The sequence below is a fragment of the Rhizobium redzepovicii genome (assembly GCF_019793435.1).
Taxonomy (GTDB): domain Bacteria; phylum Pseudomonadota; class Alphaproteobacteria; order Rhizobiales; family Rhizobiaceae; genus Rhizobium; species Rhizobium redzepovicii.
The window spans coordinates 313,087-337,435 of record NZ_JAILYH010000004.1; the positions used below are offsets into that span (position 1 = coordinate 313,087).

Annotated in this window: 24 protein-coding genes and 1 tRNA gene; 16 read left to right on the top strand and 9 right to left on the bottom strand. The window is 62.3% G+C overall.

The genetic code is table 11. The features are described 5' to 3' along the window. The first annotated feature begins 22 nt into the window (after window positions 1–22). The 6 genes from purU to hflX all read left to right on the top strand — a co-directional run bounded on the left by purU (window position 23) and on the right by hflX (window position 7,485). Entirely contained in the window at window positions 23–919 is an 897-nt protein-coding gene (purU, locus tag K6N12_RS08630; protein WP_097625391.1) for a formyltetrahydrofolate deformylase, read from the top strand. A 258-nt stretch (window positions 920–1,177) separates the two neighbouring features. Next, a complete protein-coding gene (locus tag K6N12_RS08635; protein ID WP_097625392.1) occupies window positions 1,178–3,445 on the top strand; it encodes a sensor histidine kinase NtrY-like in 2,268 nt (755 codons plus the stop codon). Next, window positions 3,435–4,799 (top strand): nitrogen assimilation response regulator NtrX, encoded by a 1,365-nt coding sequence (ntrX, locus tag K6N12_RS08640; RefSeq protein ID WP_097625393.1) that lies wholly within the window; start codon window positions 3,435–3,437, stop codon window positions 4,797–4,799. The genes K6N12_RS08635 and ntrX overlap by 11 nt, the downstream gene beginning before the upstream one ends. Before the next feature lie 65 nt (window positions 4,800–4,864). Beyond that, on the top strand, window positions 4,865–5,728 hold the full coding sequence (locus K6N12_RS08645) for a D-amino-acid transaminase (protein WP_097625394.1): 864 nt from the start codon (window positions 4,865–4,867) through the stop codon (window positions 5,726–5,728). A gap of 111 nt (window positions 5,729–5,839) precedes the next feature. After that, window positions 5,840–6,082, top strand: coding sequence for an RNA chaperone Hfq (gene hfq / locus K6N12_RS08650; protein WP_003539403.1), 243 nt, complete (start codon window positions 5,840–5,842; stop codon window positions 6,080–6,082). 77 nt (window positions 6,083–6,159) lie between these two features. Beyond that, window positions 6,160–7,485 carry a GTPase HflX gene (gene hflX, locus K6N12_RS08655; protein WP_097625395.1) on the top strand — a complete coding sequence of 442 codons (1,326 nt, stop codon included), beginning with the start codon at window positions 6,160–6,162 and terminating at the stop codon, window positions 7,483–7,485. 194 nt (window positions 7,486–7,679) lie between these two features. On the opposite strand, the gene mazG is transcribed toward hflX, so the two are convergent. Together mazG and K6N12_RS08665 are read right to left on the bottom strand one after the other, a co-directional pair. Further along, window positions 7,680–8,525: a nucleoside triphosphate pyrophosphohydrolase gene (gene mazG / locus K6N12_RS08660; RefSeq protein WP_097625396.1), complete on the bottom strand. Its 846-nt coding sequence runs from the start codon at window positions 8,523–8,525 to the stop codon at window positions 7,680–7,682. Between the two features lie 21 nt (window positions 8,526–8,546). Further along, the gene (locus tag K6N12_RS08665) at window positions 8,547–9,134 is read right to left on the bottom strand and encodes a deaminase (protein WP_097625397.1); all 588 of its coding nucleotides are present in this window, start codon (window positions 9,132–9,134) and stop codon (window positions 8,547–8,549) included. Between the two features lie 267 nt (window positions 9,135–9,401). Here K6N12_RS08665 and cysG point away from each other — a divergent pair, with 267 nt between their 5' ends. From cysG to K6N12_RS08690, 5 genes are read left to right on the top strand one after another with little or no spacing between them, the layout of a single operon-like run. Further along, window positions 9,402–10,838, top strand: coding sequence for a siroheme synthase CysG (cysG, locus tag K6N12_RS08670; protein WP_097625467.1), 1,437 nt, complete (start codon window positions 9,402–9,404; stop codon window positions 10,836–10,838). Window positions 10,839–10,840: 2 nt separating this feature from the next. Then, window positions 10,841–11,155, top strand: coding sequence for a DUF2849 domain-containing protein (locus K6N12_RS08675; RefSeq protein WP_064838392.1), 315 nt, complete (start codon window positions 10,841–10,843; stop codon window positions 11,153–11,155). 8 nt (window positions 11,156–11,163) lie between these two features. Further along, a complete protein-coding gene (locus K6N12_RS08680; protein WP_097625398.1) occupies window positions 11,164–12,834 on the top strand; it encodes a nitrite/sulfite reductase in 1,671 nt (556 codons plus the stop codon). A gap of 10 nt (window positions 12,835–12,844) precedes the next feature. After that, on the top strand, window positions 12,845–13,357 hold the full coding sequence (locus K6N12_RS08685; RefSeq protein ID WP_097625468.1) for a DUF934 domain-containing protein: 513 nt from the start codon (window positions 12,845–12,847) through the stop codon (window positions 13,355–13,357). 38 nt (window positions 13,358–13,395) lie between these two features. Then, window positions 13,396–14,607, top strand: coding sequence for a UbiH/UbiF family hydroxylase (locus tag K6N12_RS08690; RefSeq protein ID WP_097625399.1), 1,212 nt, complete (start codon window positions 13,396–13,398; stop codon window positions 14,605–14,607). Here K6N12_RS08690 and K6N12_RS08695 read toward each other — a convergent pair. The 4 genes from K6N12_RS08695 to K6N12_RS08710 all read right to left on the bottom strand — a co-directional run bounded on the left by K6N12_RS08695 (window position 14,575) and on the right by K6N12_RS08710 (window position 18,640). Further along, window positions 14,575–15,537 (bottom strand): AEC family transporter, encoded by a 963-nt coding sequence (locus tag K6N12_RS08695; RefSeq protein ID WP_097625400.1) that lies wholly within the window; start codon window positions 15,535–15,537, stop codon window positions 14,575–14,577. The genes K6N12_RS08690 and K6N12_RS08695 overlap by 33 nt on opposite strands. A 187-nt stretch (window positions 15,538–15,724) precedes the next feature. Then, a complete protein-coding gene (locus K6N12_RS08700) occupies window positions 15,725–16,660 on the bottom strand; it encodes an MBL fold metallo-hydrolase (RefSeq protein ID WP_165503886.1) in 936 nt (311 codons plus the stop codon). Window positions 16,661–16,850: 190 nt separating this feature from the next. After that, the gene (locus K6N12_RS08705) at window positions 16,851–17,600 is read right to left on the bottom strand and encodes a cytochrome c biogenesis CcdA family protein (protein WP_097625401.1); all 750 of its coding nucleotides are present in this window, start codon (window positions 17,598–17,600) and stop codon (window positions 16,851–16,853) included. A gap of 158 nt (window positions 17,601–17,758) precedes the next feature. Continuing rightward, the gene (locus tag K6N12_RS08710) at window positions 17,759–18,640 is read right to left on the bottom strand and encodes an AraC family transcriptional regulator (RefSeq protein WP_097625402.1); all 882 of its coding nucleotides are present in this window, start codon (window positions 18,638–18,640) and stop codon (window positions 17,759–17,761) included. A 278-nt stretch (window positions 18,641–18,918) separates the two neighbouring features. On the opposite strand from K6N12_RS08710, the gene K6N12_RS08715 reads away from it, so the two are divergent. Then, a tRNA-Lys gene (locus K6N12_RS08715) sits at window positions 18,919–18,994 on the top strand. A 141-nt stretch (window positions 18,995–19,135) separates the two neighbouring features. Here K6N12_RS08715 and K6N12_RS34070 read toward each other — a convergent pair. Further along, window positions 19,136–19,363, bottom strand: a complete 228-nt coding sequence (locus K6N12_RS34070; RefSeq protein ID WP_131710885.1) for a hypothetical protein — start codon at window positions 19,361–19,363, stop codon at window positions 19,136–19,138. A gap of 151 nt (window positions 19,364–19,514) precedes the next feature. On the opposite strand from K6N12_RS34070, the gene K6N12_RS08720 reads away from it, so the two are divergent. Both K6N12_RS08720 and K6N12_RS08725 read left to right on the top strand, forming a co-directional pair. Then, window positions 19,515–19,718, top strand: coding sequence for a CsbD family protein (locus K6N12_RS08720; RefSeq protein WP_097625404.1), 204 nt, complete (start codon window positions 19,515–19,517; stop codon window positions 19,716–19,718). 178 nt (window positions 19,719–19,896) lie between these two features. Beyond that, window positions 19,897–20,067 (top strand): hypothetical protein, encoded by a 171-nt coding sequence (locus tag K6N12_RS08725; RefSeq protein ID WP_165503887.1) that lies wholly within the window; start codon window positions 19,897–19,899, stop codon window positions 20,065–20,067. Window positions 20,068–20,371: 304 nt separating this feature from the next. On the opposite strand, the gene K6N12_RS08730 is transcribed toward K6N12_RS08725, so the two are convergent. Then, a complete protein-coding gene (locus K6N12_RS08730; protein ID WP_097625405.1) occupies window positions 20,372–20,830 on the bottom strand; it encodes a DUF3237 domain-containing protein in 459 nt (152 codons plus the stop codon). A 107-nt stretch (window positions 20,831–20,937) separates the two neighbouring features. On the opposite strand from K6N12_RS08730, the gene K6N12_RS08735 reads away from it, so the two are divergent. Further along, on the top strand, window positions 20,938–21,795 hold the full coding sequence (locus K6N12_RS08735) for a LysR family transcriptional regulator (RefSeq protein WP_097625470.1): 858 nt from the start codon (window positions 20,938–20,940) through the stop codon (window positions 21,793–21,795). Between the two features lie 116 nt (window positions 21,796–21,911). Further along, complete coding sequence (locus tag K6N12_RS08740; RefSeq protein ID WP_097625406.1) at window positions 21,912–23,405, top strand: FAD-dependent monooxygenase; 1,494 nt, start codon at window positions 21,912–21,914, stop codon at window positions 23,403–23,405. A gap of 706 nt (window positions 23,406–24,111) precedes the next feature. Here the strand turns inward: K6N12_RS08740 and K6N12_RS08745 are convergent. Next, complete coding sequence (locus K6N12_RS08745; RefSeq protein WP_097625407.1) at window positions 24,112–24,294, bottom strand: hypothetical protein; 183 nt, start codon at window positions 24,292–24,294, stop codon at window positions 24,112–24,114. Between the last annotated feature and the right edge of the window lie 55 nt (window positions 24,295–24,349).

A 24,349-nucleotide genomic window follows, 5' to 3' on the forward strand; every position in this document is an offset into this window, starting at 1 on the left:
GACGACGAACAAGGAAATAGACATGACCATCACGGCCCCTCGCTACGCTCTGCGTGTCGCATGCCCGTCGATCCGCGGCGTGACAGCCGCCATCGCCGGCTATCTCTCCCAGAACGGCTGCAACATCTCCGACAGCGCGCAATTCGACGACGCCGACACCGGACGCTATTTCATGCGGATCAGTTTCCAGCCGCATGACGGACATACACTTGACCAGCTTCGTCAGGGCTTCGAACCGATCGCCGGGAAGTTCGAGGCGAGCGCCGAATTTTTCGATGAGAGCGAGAAGAAGAAGGTGATCCTGATGGTGAGCCGCTTCGGCCACTGCCTGAACGATCTCCTCTACCGCTGGCGCATCGGGGCGCTTCCGATCGACATCGTCGGCGTGATCTCCAACCACACGGATTACCAGCGGGTCGTCGTGAACCACGACATCCCGTTCCACTGCATCAAGGTGACTAGGGAAAACAAGCCCGAGGCCGAGGCGAAGCAGATGCAGATCGTCGAGGAGTCAGGCGCCGAACTCATCGTGCTGGCCCGCTACATGCAGGTCCTGTCCGACGACATGTGCCGCAAGATGTCCGGCAGGATCATCAACATCCACCACTCCTTCTTGCCGAGTTTCAAGGGCGCCAATCCTTATAAGCAGGCATTCGAACGGGGCGTGAAGCTCATCGGCGCGACGTCGCACTACGTCACCGCAGACCTCGATGAAGGCCCGATCATCGAGCAGGACATCGTCCGCGTCACCCATGCGCAGAGCGGCGAGGACTATGTCAGCCTCGGCCGCGACGTCGAAAGCCAGGTGCTGGCCCGGGCCATCCACGCCCACATCCATGGCCGGGTGTTCATCAACGGCAACCAGACCGTCGTCTTTCCTGCTTCACCCGGCTCCTACGCGTCGGAGCGCATGGGCTGACCGCGGCATGCTCAGGTCAGCAGGAGCGGGATCACCCATCGAACTTCCATTCTCGTGAGTGACGGACCACGTTCATCCGCGGCTTGACAATGTGACGGAGTGCGTTGCATTTTCGCCACAATGCGTTGCTTAAAGGTCACGCAGGGTTTTGGACATTCGCTCCCGATCGAGTCGTTCCAGCGCTGGCTTTCTTGAGCCGGCGTTCTTTGGTTTCGATCGGATGGCGCGGGCGGCGGGTGCCGTCTGAAGAGAGGCCGAATGACGCAGGATGGGGTATCGCCGGCGGCGGGCGAGGCGGTGACTACGGTGACCGATCGCCGCGCCCTTTTCGCCGTGCCCGGCCTGGTACTTGCCGGCGGCGCGCTTCTCTGCGCCACCGCGACACTGTTCGTGCTGCTCGGCCTCACGCCGATCGCGCCGACGTCGCATGTCGTCATCACCTCGGTCATCGTCAATTCCTTCTTCGTCCTGACGCTGCTGGCGCTGATCGCCCGTGAGGTGGCAAGGCTGCTCAAGGCGCGCACCCGCGGCCGGGCGGCTGCACGCCTGCATATCCGCATCGTCGTGCTCTTCTCGATCGTCGCGATCACGCCGGCGATCCTCGTTGCCATCTTTGCCAGCATCACGCTGAATGCCGGCCTCGACCGCTGGTTTGCGCTGCGCACCCAGTCGATCGTCAGCTCGTCGCGCAATATCGGCCAGGCCTATATGATGGAAAACGCCAGCTACCTGCAGGGGCAGACGGTTTCCATGGCCAACGACCTGGAGCGCAACCGCGCGCTCTACAGTCTGGATAGAACGGGCTTTGCCGACTTGATGACGCGCCAGGCGAGGGGTCGCGGCCTGCTCGGCTCCTTCCTCGTCGAGCGCGACGGCTCGGTCGTCGTCCAGGCCGACATCACCACTGAAAAACCGTTGCCGGCAATCCCGCAGGACGCGCTGGAGAAGGCCGCGGCCGGCCAGCCGACGCTCATTCCGCCAGGCGTCACCAACCTCGTCGGCGCCATCATCAAGCTCGATGCCATCCCGGGCACCTTCCTCTATACGGTGCGCGCCGTTGATCCCAAGGTCATGGGCGCCATGCGCATGATGGAGGAGAACGCCACCGAATATCGGTCGATGGAAGCCAATCGCTTCTCGCTGCAGATCGCCTTCGCGGTGCTTTATATCGGCTTCGCGCTGATCGTGCTGCTCGCGGCGATCTGGACCGCGATTGCCGTTGCCGACCGCATCGTCCGGCCGATCCGGCTGTTGATCACCGCAGCCGATAGCGTCGCATCGGGCAATATGGACATCGTCGTGCCGGTGCACGCCGTCGATGGCGACGTCGCCAATCTGTCGCGCACATTCAACAAGATGATCTCGGAAATCCGTACCCAGCGCGACGAGATCCTCGAAGCCAAGGACGAGGTCGACGACCGCCGCCGTTTCATCGAGGCGGTGCTGTCCGGCGTCACCGCCGCCGTCATCGGCGTCGAGCAGGACCGCCGTATCGCCATTGTGAACAGTTCGGCCGAGACGCTGATGTCGCTGTCGGCCGATCAGATGCTCGGCAAGCAGCTGGCCGATATCGCGCCTGAGGTCGATCACGTGCTGACCGAAGCGGCGTCGCGTCATCGCGGCGATTTCCGCAAGCAGATCGCGTTGGTGCGCGGCGGCACGGTGCGCACACTGAGCGTGCAGGTCACCCGCGAAGAAGTGCGCGATATGAGCGAATCCTATGTGATCACGCTCGACGACATCACCGACCTCGTCATCGCCCAGCGCTCGACCGCCTGGGGCGACGTGGCACGGCGCATCGCCCATGAGATCAAGAACCCGCTGACCCCGATCCAGCTTTCCGCCGAGCGCATCCAGCGCCGTTACGGCAAGCAGATCGACCCGAACGACCGGACCGTCTTCGATCAGTGCACCGATACGATCATCCGCCAGGTCGGTGATATCGGCCGCATGGTCGACGAATTCTCCGCCTTTGCCCGCATGCCGAAGCCGACCAAGGAGCCGAGCGACCTGCGCGATATCCTGCGCGACGCGATCTTCTTGCGTGAGATGGGCAACCATCACGTCACCTTCGAGCAGGATTTCGGCGACCAGCCGCTGGAGGGCCTGTTCGACAGCCGCATGCTCGGCCAGGCCTTCGGAAATCTCATCAAGAATGCTGTGGAATCGATCGAGGCGGTGCCGAGCGACGAGCGGGACGAACGCAAAATTCTCGTGCGCGCCGCACTCGATGCCGACCGCGACCGCTTCACCGTCGACGTGATCGACAATGGCCGCGGGCTGCCGGTGGAGAACCGCCACAGCATTCTGGAACCCTATATGACGATGCGCGAGAAGGGCACCGGCCTCGGCCTCGCCATCGTCAAGAAGATCATCGAGGAACATGGCGGGCAGCTCGAGCTGCATGATGCGCCCGCCGATTTTGACCGGGGAAGAGGGGCCATGATCCGCGTGCATCTGCCACGCCTGGATCCGACGCCTGCTGCCCCCGCAGCCAATGACAAGGAAAGCGTTTATGGCCTCTGATATTCTCGTCGTCGACGATGAGCATGATATTCGCGAGATCGTTTCCGGCATTCTCTCCGACGAAGGGCACGAGACGCGCACCGCCCATGACAGCGACAGCGCGCTGGCGGCAATTTCCGATCGCGTACCGCGGCTGATCTTCCTCGATATCTGGATGCAGGGCAGCAAGCTCGATGGTCTGTCGCTACTCGACGAGATCAAGACCCGCCATCCGGAATTGCCCGTCGTGATGATATCAGGCCATGGCAACATCGAGACCGCCGTCTCGGCGATCAAGCGCGGCGCCTTCGATTTCATCGAGAAGCCTTTCAAGGCCGACCGGCTGATCCTGATCGCCGAACGGGCGTTGGAGAATTCCAAGCTGAAGCGCGAGGTTTCTGAGCTGAAACGCCGCACCGGCGACGCATTGGAGCTGATCGGCACCTCGGTCGCCGTGTCGCAGCTGCGCCAGACGATCGAGAAGGTCTCGCCGACCAACAGCCGCATCATGATCCTCGGCGCATCCGGCTCCGGCAAGGAGCTGGTGGCGCGGATGATCCACAAGAAGTCGACGCGCGCCAACGGCCCCTTCGTGGCGATCAACGCCGCCAACATCACGCCGGATCGCATGGAGGTGGCGCTGTTCGGCACCGAGGGCACACCCGGCCAGGCCCGCAAGATCGGCGCGCTCGAGGAAGCCCATCGCGGCATCCTCTATCTCGACGAAGTCGGCGAGATGCCGCGCGAAACGCAGAACAAGATCCTGCGCGTGCTGGTCGATCAGCAGTTCGAGCGCGTCGGCGGCTCCAAGCGCGTCAAGGTCGACGTCCGCATCATCTCCTCTACCGCCTATAATCTCGAAAGCCGCATCACTGAGGGATGGTTCCGCGAGGATCTCTATCATCGCCTCGCCGTCGTGCCGGTGCGCGTGCCGGCGCTGGCCGAACGGCGCGAGGATATTCCCTTCCTCGTCGATCAGCTGATGCGCCAGATTTCCGAGCAGGCCGGCATCCGTCCGCGCCGCATCGGCGACGACGCCATGGCGGTGCTGCAGGCCCATGACTGGCCGGGCAATATCCGCCAGCTGCGCAACAATATCGAGCGGCTGATGATCCTTGCCCGCACCGACGGACCGGATGCGCCGATCACCGCCGACATGCTACCGACCGATCTCGGCGACATGCTGCCGAAGGTGTCCGCCAAGAACGACTATCACATCATGACGCTGCCGCTGCGCGAAGCCCGCGAGATGTTCGAGAAGGACTATCTGATCGCCCAGATTAACCGCTTCGGCGGCAATATCTCGCGCACTGCCGAGTTCGTCGGCATGGAGCGGTCGGCACTGCACCGCAAGCTGAAGTCGCTCGGCGTCTGATCTTTCCGGCGCGGGCATTGCCGCGCCACATTCCCTCTATCGCTTTCTGCAAGACCGGGTTTCCCATGCCGAGAATTGCTTATGTGAATGGCCGTTACGTCAAGCATTCCGATGCCAGCGTGCATATCGAGGATCGCGGTTACCAGTTCGCCGACGGCGTCTACGAGGTCTGCGAGGTCCGCCATGGCTATATCGTCGATCTCACCCGCCATCTGAACCGTCTCGACCGGTCGCTGGGTGAGCTCAGCATCGCCTGGCCGATGGGCCGGGCCGCGCTGACACAGGTCATCCGCGAGACACTGCGCCGCAACCATGTCCGCAACGGGCTTTTCTATATGCAGGTAACGCGCGGCGTCGCGCGGCGCGATCATGTCTTCCCGGCCAAGGGGACGCCGCCGTCGCTTGTCATCACCGCCAAGAGCACCGATCCCAAAATCATCGCCGCCAAGAACGCCAATGGCATCAAGGCGATCACGCTCGCCGACAACCGCTGGGACCGCGTCGATATCAAGTCCGTCGGCCTGCTGCCCAATGCCATGGCCCGCCAGCAGGCCAAGGAGGTCGGCGCCCAGGAGGCCATCTATGTCGATGGCCACGGCATGGTGAAGGAAGGAGCGGCGACCAATGTCTGGATCGTCGATTCCGAGGGAATGCTGGTGACGCGGCCGGCCGAACACGGCATCCTGCGCGGCATTACCCGCACCACCTTAATAGATGTCGCAGCCAAGCTCGGCCTTGAAATCGCCGAGCGGAATTTCTCGGTTGCCGAGATGCTCGCGGCTCGCGAGGTCTTCCTCACCGCAGCCACAAGTATTTGTTTTCCGGTCGTTTCCGTCAATGACCAGACGATCGCCAACGGTCATCCGGGCAGCGTTTCGCAGAAAGTCCGCGAAGCCTTTTTCGACGTTGCGGAAAAGATTGCGATTTGATACCAAGATTTGCTGGACGGGTGGAATGAGGGTGCCACCGGTCTTTCATGGTGAGATTGATTGATACTCCACCGGCCAGCTCAGGTCGGCAATAAAGAAAGAAGCGGCGCGATGGCGGAACGTTCTCAGAATCTTCAGGATCTATTTCTTAATACTGTTCGCAAGCAAAAGATTTCCCTGACAATCTTTTTGATCAACGGCGTGAAACTCACGGGCGTTGTTACGTCTTTTGACAATTTCTGTGTTCTTCTTCGCCGTGACGGCCATTCGCAGCTCGTGTATAAGCATGCGATCTCGACGATCATGCCGGGCCAGCCCATGCAGATGTTCGAGAGCGAAGAAGCAGCGTCCTAACAGGATCAGCCGTCATTTCGACACGCGATACCAAGAACGATTCGATCATCCCTGAGGCCGCCAAGCACAGGGACGACATGCGCGCGACCGTCGTCGTGCCGGTTCTGAAATCGCGCAGCCGCGGCGGTCAGACCGAATCGGCCTCGACCCGCACGCCGGAAAGCCGCCTCGAAGAGGCGACGGGCCTTGCCCAGGCGATCGACCTCGACGTCGTCAGCGGCTCGATCGTGCCGGTCAATGACCCGCGACCGGCGACATTGCTCGGCACCGGCAAGATCGAGGAAATCAAGGCGCTGCTCGATGAGCGCGATTCCGGTCTCGTAATCGTCGATCACCCGTTGACACCGGTGCAGCAGCGCAATCTCGAGAAGGAATGGAACGCCAAGGTCATCGACCGGACGGGCCTCATTCTCGAAATCTTCGGCCGCCGCGCCTCCACCAAGGAGGGCACGCTGCAGGTTGATCTCGCCCATCTGAATTATCAGAAGGGCCGGCTGGTCAGAAGCTGGACCCACCTTGAACGCCAGCGCGGCGGCGGCGGCTTCATGGGCGGCCCCGGCGAAACCCAGATCGAAGCCGACCGGCGGTTGCTTCAGGACCGCATCATCAAGCTCGAACGCGAGCTGGAGCAGGTCGTGCGCACCCGCCAGCTCCACCGTGCCAAGCGCCGCAAGGTGCCGCACCCGATCGTGGCGCTCGTCGGCTATACCAATGCCGGCAAGTCGACCCTGTTCAACCGCATCACCGGCGCCGGCGTGCTGGCCGAAGACATGCTCTTTGCCACGCTCGACCCGACGCTGCGCCGGATGAAGCTGCCGCACGGCCGCACCGTCATCCTGTCCGACACCGTCGGTTTCATCTCCGACCTGCCGACCCATCTGGTAGCCGCCTTCCGGGCGACGCTGGAAGAGGTGCTGGAAGCCGATCTCATCCTGCATGTCCGGGATATGTCCGATCCCGACAATCAGGCCCAAAGCTCCGACGTGATGCGCATCCTTGGTGATCTTGGCATCGACGAGGCCGAAGCGGCGAAGCGGCTGATCGAGGTCTGGAACAAGATCGACCGGCTGGAGCCAGAGGTGCACGACACCATGGTGCAGAAATCAACAGGCGCCAGCAATGTCGTAGCCGTCTCAGCCGTCAGCGGCGAGGGCGTCGACACGCTGATGGACGAGATCAGCCGCCGGCTTTCCGGCGTCATGACCGAAACCACAGTCCGCCTTCCCGTCGATAAGCTGGCGCTGCTGCCCTGGCTCTACGACCACGCGATCGTCGACGGCCGCGAGGACAATGAAGACGGCTCGATCACGCTCGATCTGCGCCTCTCCGAAACCGAAGCGACCGAACTCGAACGCCGCATCGGCAGTGGGCCGAAGGCTTCGAAGGAAGATTGGGAGCGGTAAGGCACCTATTCTCTCTGGGCTCCAGCCACTGAATCGTTCGCGCTCAAGGACTTGGAAGGCGCCAAACTCACCCTCCCTCATTCCTGTGCCTGTCACAGGAATCCAGCCACCGCGCGTCTGCGCGGTGAATCACTCTTTTCAAAGCAAGTGAATATCCCGTGTCAGATGGGCCGAGAGGCGATGCCGCCGAGTGCTCACTCAGTGCCCGAGATCACAGCCCGCTCAATCGCCTTCGCCGCCTGCCAGATCTCCTCCATCCGCTCCAGGCTGGCCGCTTCCAGTGTCTCGCCTGCTGCATCAAGAACATTCTCGATGTGATTGAAACGACGACGGAATTTCATATTCGTTCCGCGCAGCGACTGTTCTGGATCGGCCTTCACATGCCGGCCGATATTGACCACCGCAAAGATCAGGTCGCCGAGTTCGTCGCTGACTTTTGCCCGATCACCGTCTCTCAGCGCCACCCGCAGCTCATCAATCTCTTCCTCGATCTTGTCGAGGATCGGCTCGGGCGCCGACCAGTCGAAACCGACCTTGGCGGCGCGTTCCTGCAGCTTCAGCGCTTCCGTCAAAGCCGGAAAGCTGCGCTGCACCGATCCCAGGAAGCCGCCCTTGAAATCTTCGGTGATCCCGCGCCTTGCCCGGCGCTCGGCGCGATCGCGTTTTTCCGCCTGCTTGATTTCGTCCCACTGAATCTTCACCGCGTCCGGCGTGTCGGCTGCCGAGCGGGCGAAGACATGCGGGTGGCGGCGGATCATCTTGGTGGTGATGGCGTTGATGACGTCGCCGAAGGAGAATTCGCCGGCCTCCTCGGCCATGCGGGCATGGAATACCACCTGCAGCAGCAGGTCGCCCAGCTCGTCGCAGAGATCGTCCATATCGCCGCGCTCGATCGCGTCGGAGACCTCATAGGCTTCCTCGATCGTATAGGGTTTGATCGTCTCAAAATTCTGCTCGATGTCCCAGGGGCAGCCGGTCTCGGGATGGCGCAATGCCGCCATGATCTCGATCAGCCGGGAAATATCTTTGGAAGGTTCCATGGTGCCTCAGTTGAGCGGGACTCAGTTAAGGGGAATATCGTTGGCGCTCTTCGACGACTGGTAGGTCGTGGAAAGCGCGTCGTAGCGGGCCTTGATGCGCGCGGTCTGCGCCATGAGCGCGGTCTTCGGCTGAGCCTCTTCGGTCTCGACGAGATCGGCGATGGCAAAGCTATTCCAGAAGCCGTTTTGCCTGCGATAGCCGCCGGGTTCAAGTCCGAAGACCTCCTTGAGGATCTTCAGGTCGTGCGGAATGGCGAAGGCATCGCGGGAATCCTCATGGCTGAAGAAATAATAGAAATTGTCGAAGCCCGCCCAAGTGATCGCCGACATGCACATGGTGCAGGGTTCGTGCGTCGACAGGAAGATCAGATCCTTGGTCGCCGGCTTCTCGCCAAGTTCGTAGAAGCGCTTCAGCGTATGCACCTCGCCGTGCCAGAGCGGGTTCTCCAACTCGTTATTGGTCTCGGCGACGACGAGCGACAGATCGGATTTGCGCAGGATCGCCGCGCCGAACACCTTGTTGCCCAGGGAAACGCCGTGCTCGGTCAGCGGCAGGATATCGTTCTCGATGACCGAAAGCAGGCGGGCGGCGATCGTCTTGTCAGGCATTGGCGTCTCCGGTTTTCCCTCAGTCTATCGTCTTGGCGGCGCGAGCGAAATGCGCCAAACGCCGGTGGACGCCGTTTGTCACAGGCTTTATACTGCGCTGCAGCAAAGAGAGTGGGATCAGGTGGTTTTCGTCAGCACGGGTGACTTTTCTCAAATCGCCGACGACGCGAGCAAAAGAATACGCGCTTGCTGGGGCTTTCGAATTTCTGTTCCTTCAATCCCTTGTCGATCACGGGCATATTCTGGCAACTTCGAAGTGGATTGATGATGTCTCCCAAGACTGAGCAGCTTTCGGTATTTCCAGCCTTCTTTCGCGTGGAAGGCCAGAAGACGGCTGTCTTCGGCAATGGCGACGAGGCTTTCGCCAAGGTGCGGCTGCTGCTCAACACGCGGGCGCGGATCGTTGCCTATGCCGACAGGCCGGAAGCCGATTATCACGCCTTCCTGATTGCCAACCGCATCGAGACCGTACGCGCCGGCTTTTCCGCCGAGCAGGTCGCGGATTCGGCACTGGTTTTCGCCGCCACCGGCGATGAAGCCGAGGATCGCGAGATCGTCGATGCCGCCCGCGCCGCCCGAATTCCGGCCAATGCCGTCGATCAGCCCGATTACTGCGATTTCTTCACCCCGGCGCTGGTCAATCGCGCCCCGGTCGCTGTAGCGATCGGCACCGAAGGGGCAGGGCCGGTTCTGGCGCAGATGATCCGGGCGCAGATCGATCAGCTTCTTTCCCCCTCGCTCGGGCGGCTTGCTGCACTCGCAACGAGCTACCGCAAAGTCGTCGAACAACTGGTGCCACGCGGCGTTTCCCGCCGCGTCTTCTGGCGCCGCTTCTTCTCAGGCGCTGTGGCCGATGCGGTCGCCAACGGCAACCTGCCGCAGGCCCGTCATGCCGCCGACCGGCTGCTAAGGTCTATCGACAAGGTCGCCGGCCATATCTGGCTGGTTGGCGCCGGCCCAGGCGCCGAGGATCTGCTGACGCTGCGCGCCCAGCGGGTCATGATGGAAGCCGATGTCATCGTCTTTGACGCGCTCGTGCCGCAGGCGATCGTCGATATGGGCCGCCGCGACGCCGAGCGGCTTTCCGTCGGCAAGCGCAAGGGCTGCCATTCGAAATCGCAGGAAGAGATCAACGAGCTTCTGGTCGAGCTCGGCCGCCAGGGAAAGCGCGTCGTCCGCCTCAAGTCGGGCGATCCGTTGGTCTATGGCCGGGCAGGCGAAGAGATGGCCGCATTGCGCGCTGCCGGCATCACCTATGAGGTCGTGCCCGGCATCACCTCGGCTTTCGCCGCTGCTGCCGATTTCGAGCTGCCGCTGACGCTACGCGGCGTTGCCTCCTCGCTCGTCTTCACCACGGGCCATGATCTCACCGGCGACGTGCTACCCGATTGGGCAAGCCTTGCTGTCTCGGGCGCGACGATCGCCGTCTATATGGGCCGCACGGTTGCCGCCTCGGTCGCCGAGCGGCTGATGCAGGCCGGCATTCCCTCCGAGACCACAGTCGCCGTTATCGAAAATGCCAGCCGCGCGGAGCGCCGTCTGCTGCATGGCACGCTTGCCGATCTTCCCGATCTGCAGCACCGTGACGAGTTGACGGGACCAGTCATGGTCATTATCGGCGATGCGGTTGCCGGCGCCAATTTCGAACTGTCCGAGCCGCTGGTGCGTGCGAACGCCCGGCTCGAGGAACTTGCAAGGAGCTGAATATGGTAGACAAGGTTCTGACGGCCAACCGGCTGACGGACGGCATTGCCGTCTGGCTGGATGCGAACGGGAAATGGTCCACCTCGCTGCAGGAGGCGCTTGTCGCCCGTCATAACGAAGCCGTCGAAGCGCTGGAGGCGATCGGCAAGAAGTCCTATGCCGACAACGAGGTGGTTGACGTCGCCGTCGTCGACGTTCAGGAAACTGACGGTATTCTCTGGCCGCTTCGCCTTCGTGAGCGCATCCGTGCGCAAGGTCCGACCATGGAATATGCACCGGGCTACGCTCCGGCCGATCCCGAATTCATTGCAGTCTGAGGAAGACGATGTACCGTTACGACGAATTTGACCATGCCTTTGTCAGCGAGCGTGTCGAGCAGTTCCGCGACCAGGTTCAGCGCCGCCTTGCCGGCGAGCTTGCCGAGGATGCGTTCAAGCCGCTGCGCCTGATGAACGGCGTCTACCTGCAGCTTCATGCCTATATGCTGCGCATCGCCATTCCCTATGGCACGCTGAGCGCGCGCCAGATGCGTATGCTCGCCCATATCGCCCGCACCTATGACCGCGGTTATGGCCATTTCACCACGCGCCAGAACCTGCAGTTCAACTGGCCGAAGCTGTCGGAAATCCCCGATGCGCTCGCCGATCTTGCCAGCGTCGAGATGCATGCGCTGCAGACCTCGGGCAACTGCATTAGAAACGTGACCGCCGATCACTTCGCCGGTGCAGCCGCCGACGAGATTGCCGATCCCAGGCCTTATGCCGAAATCCTCCGCCAGTGGTCGTCGGTCCATCCGGAATTCTCCTTCCTGCCGCGCAAGTTCAAGATCGCCGTCACCGGCGCCGAGCGCGATCGCGCCGCCATCCAGGTCCATGATATCGGCTTGCACCTGAAGAAGAACGACAAGGGCGAGATCGGCTTTGCCGTCTATGTGGGCGGGGGCCAGGGCCGCACGCCGATGATCGCCAAGCTGATCCGCGACTTCCTGTCCGAGGAGGATCTGCTCTCCTACACCACGGCAATCGTGCGCGTGTACAATCTGCATGGCCGCCGCGACAACAAATACAAGGCCCGCATCAAGATCCTGGTGCACGAAACCGGCGCCGAGGAATTGACGCGCCAGGTGGAGGCCGAATTCGCCTCGCTCAGGGATAGTGAGCTGAAACTGCCGGAACAGGATGTCGAGGCGATCACCAGCTATTTCGCGCTGCCTGACCTGCCTCAGCGCGCCGAGGGCTGGGAAAACCTCGCCCGCTGGAAGAAGGCCGATCCGGCTTTCGCCCGCTGGGTCCAGCAGAATGTGCAGCCGCACAAGAACCCCGATTACGGCATGGTGACGATTTCGCTGAAGCCGATCGGCGGTATTCCGGGCGATGCCACCGACGCGCAGATGGATGCGATCGCCGATCTCGCCGTGGAATATGCCTTCGACGAAATCCGCGTCAGCCACGAGCAGAACCTGATCCTGCCGCATGTGGCGCTGGCCGATCTCGAAGCCGTCTATCGCGGTCTCGTCGCTATCGATCTGGCGGAAGCCAATGCCGGCCTGATCACAGATATCATTGCCTGTCCGGGGCTGGACTACTGTGCGCTCGCCAATGCGCGCTCCATTCCGCTGGCGCAGGAAATCTCCCGCCGCTTCGGCAGCGCCGAACGCCAGGCCGAGATCGGCGAGCTGAAGATCAAGATCTCCGGCTGCATCAATGCCTGCGGCCATCACCATGTCGGCCATATCGGCCTGCTCGGTGTGGAGAAGAAGGGCGCCGAACTCTACCAGATCACGCTTGGCGGCTCCGGCGACGAACATACCTCGATCGGTGAAATCATCGGCCGCGGCTTCGAGCCGGACCGGGTGACGGACGCGATCGAGACGATCGTCGACACCTATCTCGGCCTGCGCCTCGATCCGTCCGAAATCTTCCTTGCTGCCTATCGCCGCGTCGGACCGCAGCCTTTCAAGACCGCGCTCTATGGCGCCGCCGCGGAAGCGGCGTAAGGAGGCGATGATGACGAAGATCTGGAGAGAGACCGGTTTTGTCGAGAACGATCCCTGGGTGATCGAGACCGATGAGGTGAAGGCGAGCGGGCAGCAGAAGCCGCTGCTCGGCCTCGACGAACTGATCGCCAAGGCCGACGAAAGCAATGATGTCGGCCTCGGCGTGCTGATCAAGCCGGCCGACGACGTGCGCCGGCTAGAGCCCTATCTATCCCGCCTCGACATCGTTGCCGTCGCCTTTCCGGCGTTCAACGACGGCCGCGCCTTCAGCCATGCCTCGCTGCTGCGCCAGCGTCTCGGCTATACCAACGAGCTGCGCGCCGTCGGCGACGTGCTGATCGATCAGGTGCCGCTGATGCAGCGCGTCGGCATCGACAGTTTTGCTGTCAGCAATGCCACGGCGCTGAAGCGGCTTTCCGAAAACCGTCTTCCCGCCATTCCCCATCATTATCAGCCGGCGGTGCGTGACGCCGAAGCCGGCAAGGGCTATAGTTGGCGCCGTCAGGCGAAGCCGGCCGCATAAGCGGCCGCTCCGTCTTTTCACGATGACGGAACGGTAGCATGAAGACATTCGAAGTGGCGGTGATCGGCGGCGGCCTCGCCGGTATGATCGCGGCAATCGCGCTCGCCCGCGGCGGCCGCAGCGTGGCGCTGGTGGCGCCCGTTGCCGCAAAGGAGGACCGGCGCACCACGGCGCTGATGGATCAGTCGATCCGCTTTCTCGATCGGCTGGCGCTCTGGGACAAGCTCCGCCCGGCGACGGCACCTCTTGCCAGCATGCGCATCATCGACGGCACCGACCGGCTGCTGCGCGCGCCGACCACCACCTTCCGCGCCGCCGAAGTGGGCCTCGATGCCTTCGGCTATAATTTCCCCAACAAGGCGCTGACCGCGATCCTCGAACAGGCCACGGCCGACGAGGGCAATATCACCCGCTTCACCGATATGGCCGAATCGATCGAGATCTCGGCCGAGAAAGTGTCGATCGCACTAGCCGGCGGCGAGACGCTTTTCGCCGATTTTGCCGTCGGCGCCGATGGTCGCGGCTCGAAACTGCGCGAGACGGCCGGGATCGGCGTGCGCAAGTGGTCTTATCCGCAATCGGCCATGGTGCTGAATTTCGCCCATTCCCTGCCGCACCAGAACATCTCGAGCGAATTCCACACCAAACACGGCCCCTTCACCCAGGTGCCGCTGCCGGGGAGCCGCTCGAGCCTCGTCTGGGTGCAGGATCCGGCTGAGGCGGCCGCCCGCATGGAATTGCCGGTTGTCGAACTCGGCCGGCTTGTCGAGGCGCAGATGCAGTCCATGCTCGGCAAAGTCGATGTGGAGGAGGGCGTCCAGCTCTGGCAGCTGTCGGGCATGATGGCGCATCGTTTCGGCAAGGGACGCATCGCGCTGATCGGCGAGGCCGCCCATGTCTTCCCGCCGATCGGGGCGCAGGGGCTGAACCTCAGCCTGCGCGATATCATGGCGCTGACCGACATCCTTTGCGACAGGGCGGAATTGCCGGTGCCAGCCGATGCCGGCGAAAGTTTCGACCACAAGCGCCGTGCCGACATCATGACGCGCACGGCAAGCGTCGATCTTCTCAACCGCTCGCTGCTCTCGGATTTCCTGCCGGTGCAGATGCTACGGGCCGCCGGCCTGCATATCCTCTCGGCCATTCCGCCGCTGCGCAGCATCGTGATGCGCGAAGGCATCGAGCCCGGCCGGGGCTTCCGCGATATTCCCGATGCGCTACGGGAAAAGCTGAAGCGGAAGAAGGCCTGAGCGGATCGCGATCAGCCACAGCGAAACCGTCGCCACTGAAAGCACCGTCGTGATCAGGATCGTCGCCGAGGCGCGCTCCTGCCACACGCCATATTGCTGGCCGATGACGAAGACATTGGTCGCCGTCGGCAGCGAGGCGAGCAGCACCGCGGCCTGGATCCACACCGGCTCGAAACCGCCGACGGCAGTCAGCGCCAGGAACACCACGATCGGATGTAGGATCAGCTTAGCCGGCACGATATATGAGATTTCGGCCGGGATGCGCTTCAGCGGCCGCAGCGCCAGCGTCACGCCCATGGCAAACAGAGCGCAGGGCGCGGCCGCCTGGGCGAGGTAATCCACCAGGCGCTGAAACGCCAGCGGCTGGTCGAGATGCAGGGCGGCGACCGCAAAACCTGCCGCCGTCGACAGGATGAAGGGATGCAGCGCCACCTTGCGGGCGATATCGGCGACAAGCCGTCCGGCGGAACGCCTGTCGTCGCCGGCCGCCGCCATCAGCGCCGGCGCCACGATGAAATGCAGCGCGTTCTCGAAACAGATGATCAGCGCCACCGGCACGGCGGCACCTTCACCGAGCGCCAGCAGCGCCAGACCAGGCCCCATATAACCGATGTTGCCATAGGCGCCGGCAAAGGACTGGATGGTGCAGTCGGCAAGCGAATTGCGGCGCACGAGGCGGCCGATGACGAACAGCAGCGTGAACACCGCATAGGTCGCGGCGATATCGGTGACGATGAAATCGATGCGCGTCAGCTCTTCGATCGGCGTGCGCGAGACGAGCTTGAAAAACAAGGCGGGCAGGGCGGCATAGATGATGAAGGTGTTCAGCCATCCCAGCGCTTCGGCCGGCTGCTTCGTCGCCTTGGCGGCGGCATAGCCGATGAGGATCAGGCCGAAGAACGGCAGGAGCAGGCTGAGGATATCGGCCAAGAGGTCTTCCAGTGCGCGGGGATCGGCGGGTCAGGATCTGACTTAAGCAATTCCAGCGAAACTGTGTAGCGGTTTGGTCTCGGGAGTTGTGCAAAACAAATCGATAGAGCGTTTTCGTCATTCGAGGGAAAGACGGAAACGCTCTACAGGCGGGGCGCCTTTTGTTGCAGACCTGACCAGAGAGCGGTCAGTAATCCCAGAAGACCGGCACCCAGCGGAAGGTTTCGCCCTCAACCGCCACATGGCAGACGGAGGGGAAGGGCAGGTGGGTGGCCACCAGTAGTTCGCCGGTCGCCGCCAGTTCCCGCAGGAGAGCGACCCGGACGCGCGCCGCTTCCTCGGGGTCATGCTCGAAGCCGTTATGCCAGTCAGGCTGGTCGAAGCCGACGGCGAACACCGCGTCGCCGGCGAAGGTCAGCCGGTCGCCGCCGGAGGCCAGGCGAACCACGCTGTGCCCGGGGGTGTGGCCGCCGGTGCGGCGGGCGACGACGCCTGGCGCCACTTCGCACTCGTCATCGAATAGCCGCAGGTGGCTGCGGTACTCGTTCACGAACCGTTTGGCGGTCGCCCGAAGCGCATCCGGGAAGCCCGGCGGCATGCGGGTCCGGGAGAAATCGGGCGCTTCCCAGAACTTCACCTCGGCCGCCGCCAGGTGGATCCTGAGGTCGGGGCGCAGCCGCTCCTTCACCCCGTCCACGAGAAGCCCGCCGATGTGGTCCATGTGCAAGTGGGTCAACACCACATCGGTCACGGATGCAAGATCGACGCCGGCATCCTCCAGTCGTTTGATCAACTGCCCGGCCCGCGGCAAGTGCAGGTCCGGGTCGAGGCCGAGCCCGGCATCGAGAAGTATGGTCTGCCCGCCGCTGCGCGCCACCACCACGTTTAGTGGCCAATCCAGCGAGTCTTGCGGCAGGAACATGTGGTTCAGCCAGGCTTCACGCACCGCAGGCTCGGCATTGTGCGCCAACATCGTGGTGGGGAGCGGCAGCACTCCATCGCTGATCACCAGCACCTCGATCTCGCCGATCTGCACTGCGTAGCGCGAGGGAACCAGTTCACCGGGCCCTGGTCCACCGGGATGTGAGGTGTCTTCCAGGCTCATATTTGTCGCGAGGCTCATGTTTGTCTCCTTCTGACCGCCGCTTAAACACGGCATCGACGACGCTACATCGAGGCGTGTTTTCGATCGATTGGGTCGAAGGTAAGGGCGGATGGGTCGAGGGAGAGGGCGGCCTATACCACGGCATAGGTCCTGTCATGCAGGGTACCGGCGTCGGACAACCGGCGCGGATCGACCGACCGGGCGCGCTTCAGCCGATCTGCATCAGGATCGGGAAGGTCTGCTGAAACCAGATCGCCACATCGCTGACCCACCCGAACAGGAAGGCGAGGCCGGTCAGCACGAGGAAGACGCCCATCACCTTTTCCACCGTGCCGAGATGGCGGCGGAAGCGCGACAGGAAGCGCATGAAGGCACCGGAAAAGCCGGCGGCGATCCAGAAGGGGATGGCAAGGCCGAGCGAATAGACGGCGAGCAGCCCGGCCCCGGAGCCGACCGTCTCGCGCGAGGCGGCGACGCCGAGGATCGCGCCGAGCACCGGGCCGATGCAGGGTGTCCAGCCGAAGGCGAAGGCAAGGCCCATGATATAGGCCCCCGTCAACGTCGCCGGCTTGCCGCCACCCTGAAAGCGCGCCTCGCGGGCCAGGATGCCGATTCGGAAAAGGCCGAGGAAATTCAGCCCCATGACGATGATGATCAGACCGCCGAGCTTCGACAACAGGTCGAGATGCTGGCGAAGCGCCATGCCAATGCTGGAGGCGCCGGCGCCAAGCGCCACGAAGACGGTGGCAAAACCGAGCGTGAAGAGCAGAGCGGAAAACAACACGCCGCGTCGGACGTCCGGCGAGACGGCAACCGCACCGCCGCCGCGGAACTGCTCGACTGAAATGCCGGCCATATAGCAGAGATAGGGTGGGACGAGGGGAAGCACGCAGGGCGACAGAAAGGAAAGCGCCCCGGCAATCAGCGCGCTCCACAGGGAAATATCGGCAATCGACACGCATTCTCTCCGGCTGCAATCTGCATGATGTTCCTAGCTTTGCAGGCCGTGGATTGCCAATCACCTTTTTGCGTTTGGCGAGCCCTGAGCCGCAAATGGGGGGATAGCGGCCTGTCCGTATCTTGCGATCAGAAGCGACAGGCCGCCACCAGAGAGCGCTATTTCAGCGGCAGAAACAATTCCGCAACCGCCTCATGCTCCGGCACCTCCGGAAAGAAGCTCAGCCGCTGGCAATAGATCGGGAAATCGCGAGTTTCTTCGCCGCTCAGCGGAAGCCAGTCGCGATAGAGATAGAGCGCGGCGGGCTCCAGATTATCGGTGTTGCCGACGACGCGCAGCACGGCGCAGCGTCCGCCGGGGATCTCGCCGGCCTTGATCTCATCGCCGTTCGCCGCGATCGGCTGATCGGTCCCGACACAAAGGTCCACGCTATAATCTGCAGGCGAGGCGGGACGCCGCTCGGAACGCCAGACGTTGAAGGTCGGATTTGTCCTGGGGTGCAGGCCTGCGGCCGTGCGCCAGACGATGAACCGTTGGATGGTGGCGCCGAGCGTCGTCGGGTCGCCCCGATGCTCGATGATCGCCACCGGCGTCGGCGGCACATATCGAATCGTCACGTCGTCAGTGGTAAAATTCTTCTGCATGCGCTTGCTCCTAGCGTTATTGAGAGGCCCGAAGGCCGCAAGCCACGGCTCCCATTCGGGAGACTTCCGGAACGACGAAGGCGATTGCCCGAACCGTTGCCGAAAGGCGCGGGCGAAGGCATCCGGTGCGTCGTAACCGGCATCCATCGCTATCTCGGTGACGCTTTGCGCATCCCTGTAGGCCAGCCGGTGCGAAGCGCGCTTCATCCGGGCAAGCTGGACATAGCGATGCACAGACAGACCGAAGGTCGCCGTGAACTGCCGGTGGAGGTGAAACTTCGAGAATGCCGCAACGCCGCTCACCGTTTCCAGGTCCAGATCGTCGTCCAGGTGGCGGTCTATGTAGTCAAGCACCCGCTGCATCCGGGCATGGTAGTTTTGAAGCGCCGCCTTCATCCGTCTGTTCTCCGTGGCAGCATCAACTAAGCGCAGGCCGGCCTGATGCGCTCGACCGATCTTGCGGTTTTCTCACGGGTCGCAGAGCATCGCCAAGGATTCGATGACAAGCTCACCGCCGATTTTCTCGTCATGTGCCTTGCGTCCGCAAGGATGTGCCTTGCGTCCGCAAGAAATGTGCCGACTGCCGGAAAAAGCTGAATTTTTCGGTTGACCGCAATGGGTCGCCTGCCTATGTTCCGCCCACTTCCAGCCGGGGTGCTTCACCCGCGGAGAGGGAGAGCGTAGCTCAGCCGGTAGAGCAACTGACTTTTAATCAGTAGGTCTCGGGTTCGAACCCCGACGCTCTCACCATAAAATCAATTAGATACTGGTGTTGCGTGCGGCTTTTGCGACGACCGCAAAGTCGCACGGTCGGTCTAATTGGTCGACCGATTCATGGCGCTGCTGGTCGCCTGGTTCAACCGTGCGGGGTGGGACACACATAGCCGGTGGTCATGAATATCCGCCAAAAGCCAATAGAAGCACGCCAACCGCAATCACAGCCAGGGCCGGCCAATTTTGCGATACGCCCAGGAACCTGAGGCCCTGGTGCCGCGGTTCCAGTGTGCTGCCGCCTTGCGGCATCTGGCGCGAGTCACTCGGCCTTCGGCTGAGCGTCGACCGAAAGAGAAAAAGAAGTCCTCCAATTATGAGAGCCGCACCGATCAGGATTGCCCACATCGTCGCCTCCGCTACGGACAAGGGTGCACGTTAAACTGGATCTGGATCTGATTGTTCCCGGGTGACTGCATCTTTCGGGTTGTCCATTTATGGATCGGAACACTTAACCTCCATCCCCGTTCTTCTATTCCAACGATAGGAGGAAATACCCATGGATTGGAACCGTGTTGAAGGTAACTGGAAGCAGATGAAGGGCAAGGTAAAGGAGCAGTGGGGTAAGCTCACTGACGATGACCTTGACGTTATCGCTGGCAAGCGCGATCAGCTCGAAGGCAAGATCCAGGAGCGCTACGGTTACGAAAAAGACCGTGCGAAGAGAGACATAGACGACTGGTACGGCCGCCAGCCCTGGTAATCAGAGAGACATCGCCTATCTCAAGCCGCCGGCATTCGCCGGCGGCTTGTGCGCGCCGGTCGCGCCTTCGATGAAGCGCAACCTGGCATGTGAGAAAAGCGATCATCGACAGACCTCCATTCTCGGAACCAGAAGCGCGCGCAGTGAATTTGAGCACTGAGCAATCCTGGAGATCCCAATGGACAAGACACCGAAAACAGCCATCCGCGGAATGATGTTGTACGTACTCGCCCTTCTCGTCTTGGGCGTTCTGGCGGGCGCCGCCTACACGATTTATGGCCATCCCGCCGATCCGTCCGAGCGACCAGCGGCTGAGACGATTCCGCAAAAAACCGCGGCTCCGCATTGAGGCACATCACACCAACTATTTGATTGATCGCCCCTCGAGAACAAACGGTGGCCGGGAGAGTGCCTGCCACACGGGCTTCCAACCCGGTCTGGTCGTGTTGAAAAGTCCGGGTTCCACGGCAAGAAGGCAGCAAGCGGCAAGCAACATGGCTTTGGAAAGCAGGGCAGAAACCCCTGTCGCAAGTCGTTCCAACCAGTAGGGTCTTTATTTATAGGGAGAATTACCTGCGACACGGAATCAGCCTCCGCTGAAAGAAGCCGTTGCGGCTTGATGTTTACCCATCGCCGATGGCCTAGGAGCACATCTAGAGAATTTCAAATACGTCATACTCAACGCCGCCCGGACACCGTCCGCCCTGCGCAACCGCGACGATTTGGTTGAGCCACGCGTGCCGTGGCGCGGCCGTCTCGAACCAGGGAGTTGTCCGCAGATAATATTCGGAGGCGTCGACCGCTTCGCCGCGTGCCAGACGCTCATCAACGGCCGCGGTGGAGCGCCTGATGCCGCGATAGGTCATCAAGATCAGATCGCCGTCATCGGCGACGAGCAGGAGCCTGACATCCTGCTGAAACGTGCCGTCTGCGCGCGCAAGCAGCAGATCGGAGCCAATCAGCGGCGACACCTCGCCCTTCAGGCGCTCGCCCTCAAAATATCCACCGGAAACGGAAAATATGCGGCGGCCTCCGGCCGGCGTCTGGCCGAGCTCCAGGGCCGGCTGAAGTGTCATGAAAAGTCTGAATAAGGGCCGAGATTGCAGGGTCATGTCAGATCGCCTATCGTTGACTTCAACCCTAGCCGCAAGCGCTCTGTCGCCAAAACGCGCTTTGCTTGTGAGCATCACAAGAAAAACTCATGAAAAGCGAAGAGATTATGCGGCCGCCGTTGGAGTCCTTGCGAATTCTGGAAGCGTGCGTTTCTGTCGGCAGCTTTGCCCGCGCGGCAGAGCGTTTATGCCTTACCCCAGCGGCAGTCAGCCTGCGTATCCGTACGTTGGAGGCCGACCTTGGCCAGTCGCTGTTCCAGCGCGCCGGGCGCCGCGTTGTCCCGACGGCTGCTGCCACTGTTCTGGCGGGCCGAATTCGGACGTCATTGGATGGCATTGCCGGCGCGCTTGATGAGTTCCAGGCGGCCATGCCGCCGCTCCGGCTGACAGCGCCTCCGACATTCGCCTCGCGTTGGCTCGCACCCCGGCTGTCACGATATCACTCAGGAGGAACATCACCGATCGAGGTCGATGTCTCCGCCGATATTCGCGATCCCAGCGCATTTGACGTCGCCATACGGACAGGGCGTGGCGGATGGGAAGGGCTTGACGAGTATCGGCTCGCGCCGGTTGAGGCAACTCCGATGCTGGCGCCCTCTCTGCTTGGAACAAGAACCCTGAATAGGCCGAATGAGCTGGCCGATTTCGAGCTTTTGCCGCACCCGGATTGGGATGCCTGGTTCAGGGGCGCTCAATGCGAGACGCCGCCGGCTCTGCGGTTCGTGATGGTCGACTATCCCACGCACGAACTGGATGCCAGTGCGGCGGTGGCAGGTGTCGGCGTGGCGCTGTTGTCGCCGTCCTTGTTTCGACCGCTTTTGGAAAAGGGACTGCTGATCGCACCCTTTCAATATGTGTTGACCGGGCCGGCCTGGCATTTCGCGTTGATGCGCGCCGACGACTCCCGTCTCGCGCCCAGGCAACTCTGCGCATGGCTTTGTGAGCGGGCTCACGAGCCAGCCTGATAGGGAACAACCTGCGACAGGCAAAACCGACAACAGGCCAGCCCGATCGGTTTGGCTTCCCGGTAGCACCTGAACTCCTATATCGCGCCTGGACATCCAAACCGAGGAGTTTGCGGATGAGAGAACATGCTGTCGTGATTGCCGGAGGAGGGCCGACGGGGCTGATGCTGGCGGGCGAATTGGCCCTGGTAGGTGTCGACGTCGCGATCGTCGAACGCCGGCCGAACCAGGAAATCGTCGGTTCGCGTGCCGGCGGTCTCAGCGCGCGCACGCTTGAGGTTCTCGATCAGCGCGGCGTGGTCGACCGGTTCCTCGCGGAAGGGCAGATCGCCCAGGTTACCGGGTTTGCGGTCACGCGGCTCGATATCAGCGATTTTCCGACCCGGCACAATTACGGGCTGGCGCTGCGGCAGAAGCATATCGAGCGCATTCTGGCCGGATGGGTCGGCGAACTGCCGGTGACGATCTATCGTGGCTGCGAGTTGACCGGATTCGTACAGGACGACACCGGCGTCACCGTCGAACTTTCCGATGATTTCAAGCTCAGGGCAGGCTACCTCGTCGGCTGCGATGGCGGCCGCAGCCTGGTTCGCAAGATCGCCGGCATTGAATTTCCGGGATGGGATGCGACCACCAGCAATATTCTCGCTGAGGCCGAGATGGAGGTGGAGCCGCCGCTCGGCGTCCATCGCACAGTGCTCGGCCTGCACGCCTTCGGCCGCGAGGAATATGAAATTCGCGACGGCAAGGTCGTCTTTGCCAGCGAAGGCCCGGTCAATGTCATGGTGACGGAAAAGAGTGCCGGCGGCACGGCCGAGCCGACGCTCAGCGATTTCAGGCAAGCCCTGATCGAAACATGCGGCACGGATTATGGAATCCATAGCCTGAGGTGGATTTCCAGGTTCACCGACATGTCGCGGCAGGCGGAGGCTTATCGCAAGGGCCGCATCTTCCTGGCCGGCGATGCCGCGCATGTGCATTCTCCAGTGGGCGGGCAGGGCCTCAACACCGGCGTGCAGGATGCCGTCAATCTCGGCTGGAAGCTGGCGCAGGTGGTGAAGGGAATATCGCCGGAAAGCTTGCTCGACAGCTATCACGCCGAGCGCCATCCGGTGGCTGCCCGCGTGCTGCGCACGACGATGGCGCAGGTCGCCTTGCAACGGACCGATGACCGCAGCGAAGCCTTGCGGGACATCGTCCTGGAACTCCTCGCCATGGACGAGCCGCGCAAAAAGATCGCCGCCGAAATGTCCGGACTGGCCATCCATTACGATCTCGGCGAGGGCCACCCGCTGCTCGGCCGCCGCATGCCCGACCTCGACCTCATCACGCCCGATGGCCCGTTGCGCGTCAATGCGCTGCTCCGAAATGCGCGGGCAGCGCTTCTGAATTTCGGCACACCCAGCAGCCTTGACATCACGCCGTGGTCGGCCCGCGTCCAGTTGGTTGAGGCCAGCTATGATGGCGCATGGGAGCTGCCGGCATTGGGCGCGGTCTCTGCCCCAGCCGCAGTGCTGATCCGGCCCGACGGCTATGTGGCGTGGGTGGGCGAGGGCAAGCCGGATGGTCTCCACGAGGCGATGACGACCTGGTTCGGACCACCTGGCTAATGCCGAAAAGATTGCGGCCTAGTCTAAGCGGCCAGCGGCATCGAACCGCAATCCGATATCGCCTCGGTCCCCGGCACGGGTTTGCCGCGGCGCTCCCATGTCCGGCGGCTGATGCCGAAAGCCTCCCAGGGGCGCGCCTGGCTGAAGGAATGGGCGAGATAGTCGGCTCTGGGAAGCGCGCCGGCGGGGGTGATGTAGCCTATCCGACAGACATTCGGTGGATTGTCGATGAAAGGGCAGCGGATCTTAGATCGACCTTGGCGGACAAGGCGCGCAAATAGGCCCAGTCACGTCAAGCCAACAGAGACAAGTCGCTCCGAAGCTTATCGATCCGTTGGCGCCAGCGGGTCCCATCTCCATCTGAATGGAGAGAAGGCCCGTCGCCACAATTTACATCGGTAAGGTCTTAAATCAGCGAAAGCCAAAGAAGCTCAAAATTGCGAGCACGATGACGACAGCGCCGACAAGCCAGATCAAATTGTTCATTGGGAACGCTCTCCTGTTTGAATTGAGCCAACCGTGACCCGCTGGCTTAACTGCCCGGCGGGGCTTGCGGTTCCCTAACCATTCCTACTGCCGTCTCGCGCTTCTCCTCGACGCAGTGATGCCACGGCTGCTCTCCCGCAAGGCGGGGCCCGGCAGCAGCTTGCTTCGGCGGTCCGGCAATCGCAGCGAGGCGCTGAACGAAGGTCTGCGGCCCAGACCTTCAATAACTGCACGAGCGGGCGTTGCCGGGTCTGAAACCACCTGCGCAAGCCGGGTTGATCGACGTGTCCCGTTGATACTGGAAATCTTCACGATCGTGCTTGCCGGGCGAGGTGCAGGAAGATGTGATCACGGACACACAAAGCAGTGCGCCGACGGCTACGAAAGTCAGAAATCGGTTCATCTGGGCTCTCCCTTGCGGAGTTGATCTTGGTCGCATTCTGCCATGCCGCTCACGA

Coding starts and splice junctions, on each gene's coding strand:
- purU (WP_097625391.1), top strand. CDS start 23: ATGACCATCACGGCCCCTCGCTACGCTCTGCGTGTCGCATGCCCGTCG.
- K6N12_RS08635 (WP_097625392.1), top strand. CDS start 1,178: ATGACGCAGGATGGGGTATCGCCGGCGGCGGGCGAGGCGGTGACTACG.
- ntrX (WP_097625393.1), top strand. CDS start 3,435: ATGGCCTCTGATATTCTCGTCGTCGACGATGAGCATGATATTCGCGAG.
- K6N12_RS08645 (WP_097625394.1), top strand. CDS start 4,865: ATGCCGAGAATTGCTTATGTGAATGGCCGTTACGTCAAGCATTCCGAT.
- hfq (WP_003539403.1), top strand. CDS start 5,840: ATGGCGGAACGTTCTCAGAATCTTCAGGATCTATTTCTTAATACTGTT.
- hflX (WP_097625395.1), top strand. CDS start 6,160: ATGCGCGCGACCGTCGTCGTGCCGGTTCTGAAATCGCGCAGCCGCGGC.
- mazG (WP_097625396.1), bottom strand. CDS start 8,525: ATGGAACCTTCCAAAGATATTTCCCGGCTGATCGAGATCATGGCGGCA.
- K6N12_RS08665 (WP_097625397.1), bottom strand. CDS start 9,134: ATGCCTGACAAGACGATCGCCGCCCGCCTGCTTTCGGTCATCGAGAAC.
- cysG (WP_097625467.1), top strand. CDS start 9,402: ATGTCTCCCAAGACTGAGCAGCTTTCGGTATTTCCAGCCTTCTTTCGC.
- K6N12_RS08675 (WP_064838392.1), top strand. CDS start 10,841: ATGGTAGACAAGGTTCTGACGGCCAACCGGCTGACGGACGGCATTGCC.
- K6N12_RS08680 (WP_097625398.1), top strand. CDS start 11,164: ATGTACCGTTACGACGAATTTGACCATGCCTTTGTCAGCGAGCGTGTC.
- K6N12_RS08685 (WP_097625468.1), top strand. CDS start 12,845: ATGACGAAGATCTGGAGAGAGACCGGTTTTGTCGAGAACGATCCCTGG.
- K6N12_RS08690 (WP_097625399.1), top strand. CDS start 13,396: ATGAAGACATTCGAAGTGGCGGTGATCGGCGGCGGCCTCGCCGGTATG.
- K6N12_RS08700 (WP_165503886.1), bottom strand. CDS start 16,660: ATGAGCCTCGCGACAAATATGAGCCTGGAAGACACCTCACATCCCGGT.
- K6N12_RS08710 (WP_097625402.1), bottom strand. CDS start 18,640: ATGAAGGCGGCGCTTCAAAACTACCATGCCCGGATGCAGCGGGTGCTT.
- K6N12_RS34070 (WP_131710885.1), bottom strand. CDS start 19,363: ATGTGGGCAATCCTGATCGGTGCGGCTCTCATAATTGGAGGACTTCTT.
- K6N12_RS08720 (WP_097625404.1), top strand. CDS start 19,515: ATGGATTGGAACCGTGTTGAAGGTAACTGGAAGCAGATGAAGGGCAAG.
- K6N12_RS08725 (WP_165503887.1), top strand. CDS start 19,897: ATGGACAAGACACCGAAAACAGCCATCCGCGGAATGATGTTGTACGTA.
- K6N12_RS08730 (WP_097625405.1), bottom strand. CDS start 20,830: ATGACCCTGCAATCTCGGCCCTTATTCAGACTTTTCATGACACTTCAG.
- K6N12_RS08735 (WP_097625470.1), top strand. CDS start 20,938: ATGCGGCCGCCGTTGGAGTCCTTGCGAATTCTGGAAGCGTGCGTTTCT.
- K6N12_RS08740 (WP_097625406.1), top strand. CDS start 21,912: ATGAGAGAACATGCTGTCGTGATTGCCGGAGGAGGGCCGACGGGGCTG.
- K6N12_RS08745 (WP_097625407.1), bottom strand. CDS start 24,294: ATGAACCGATTTCTGACTTTCGTAGCCGTCGGCGCACTGCTTTGTGTG.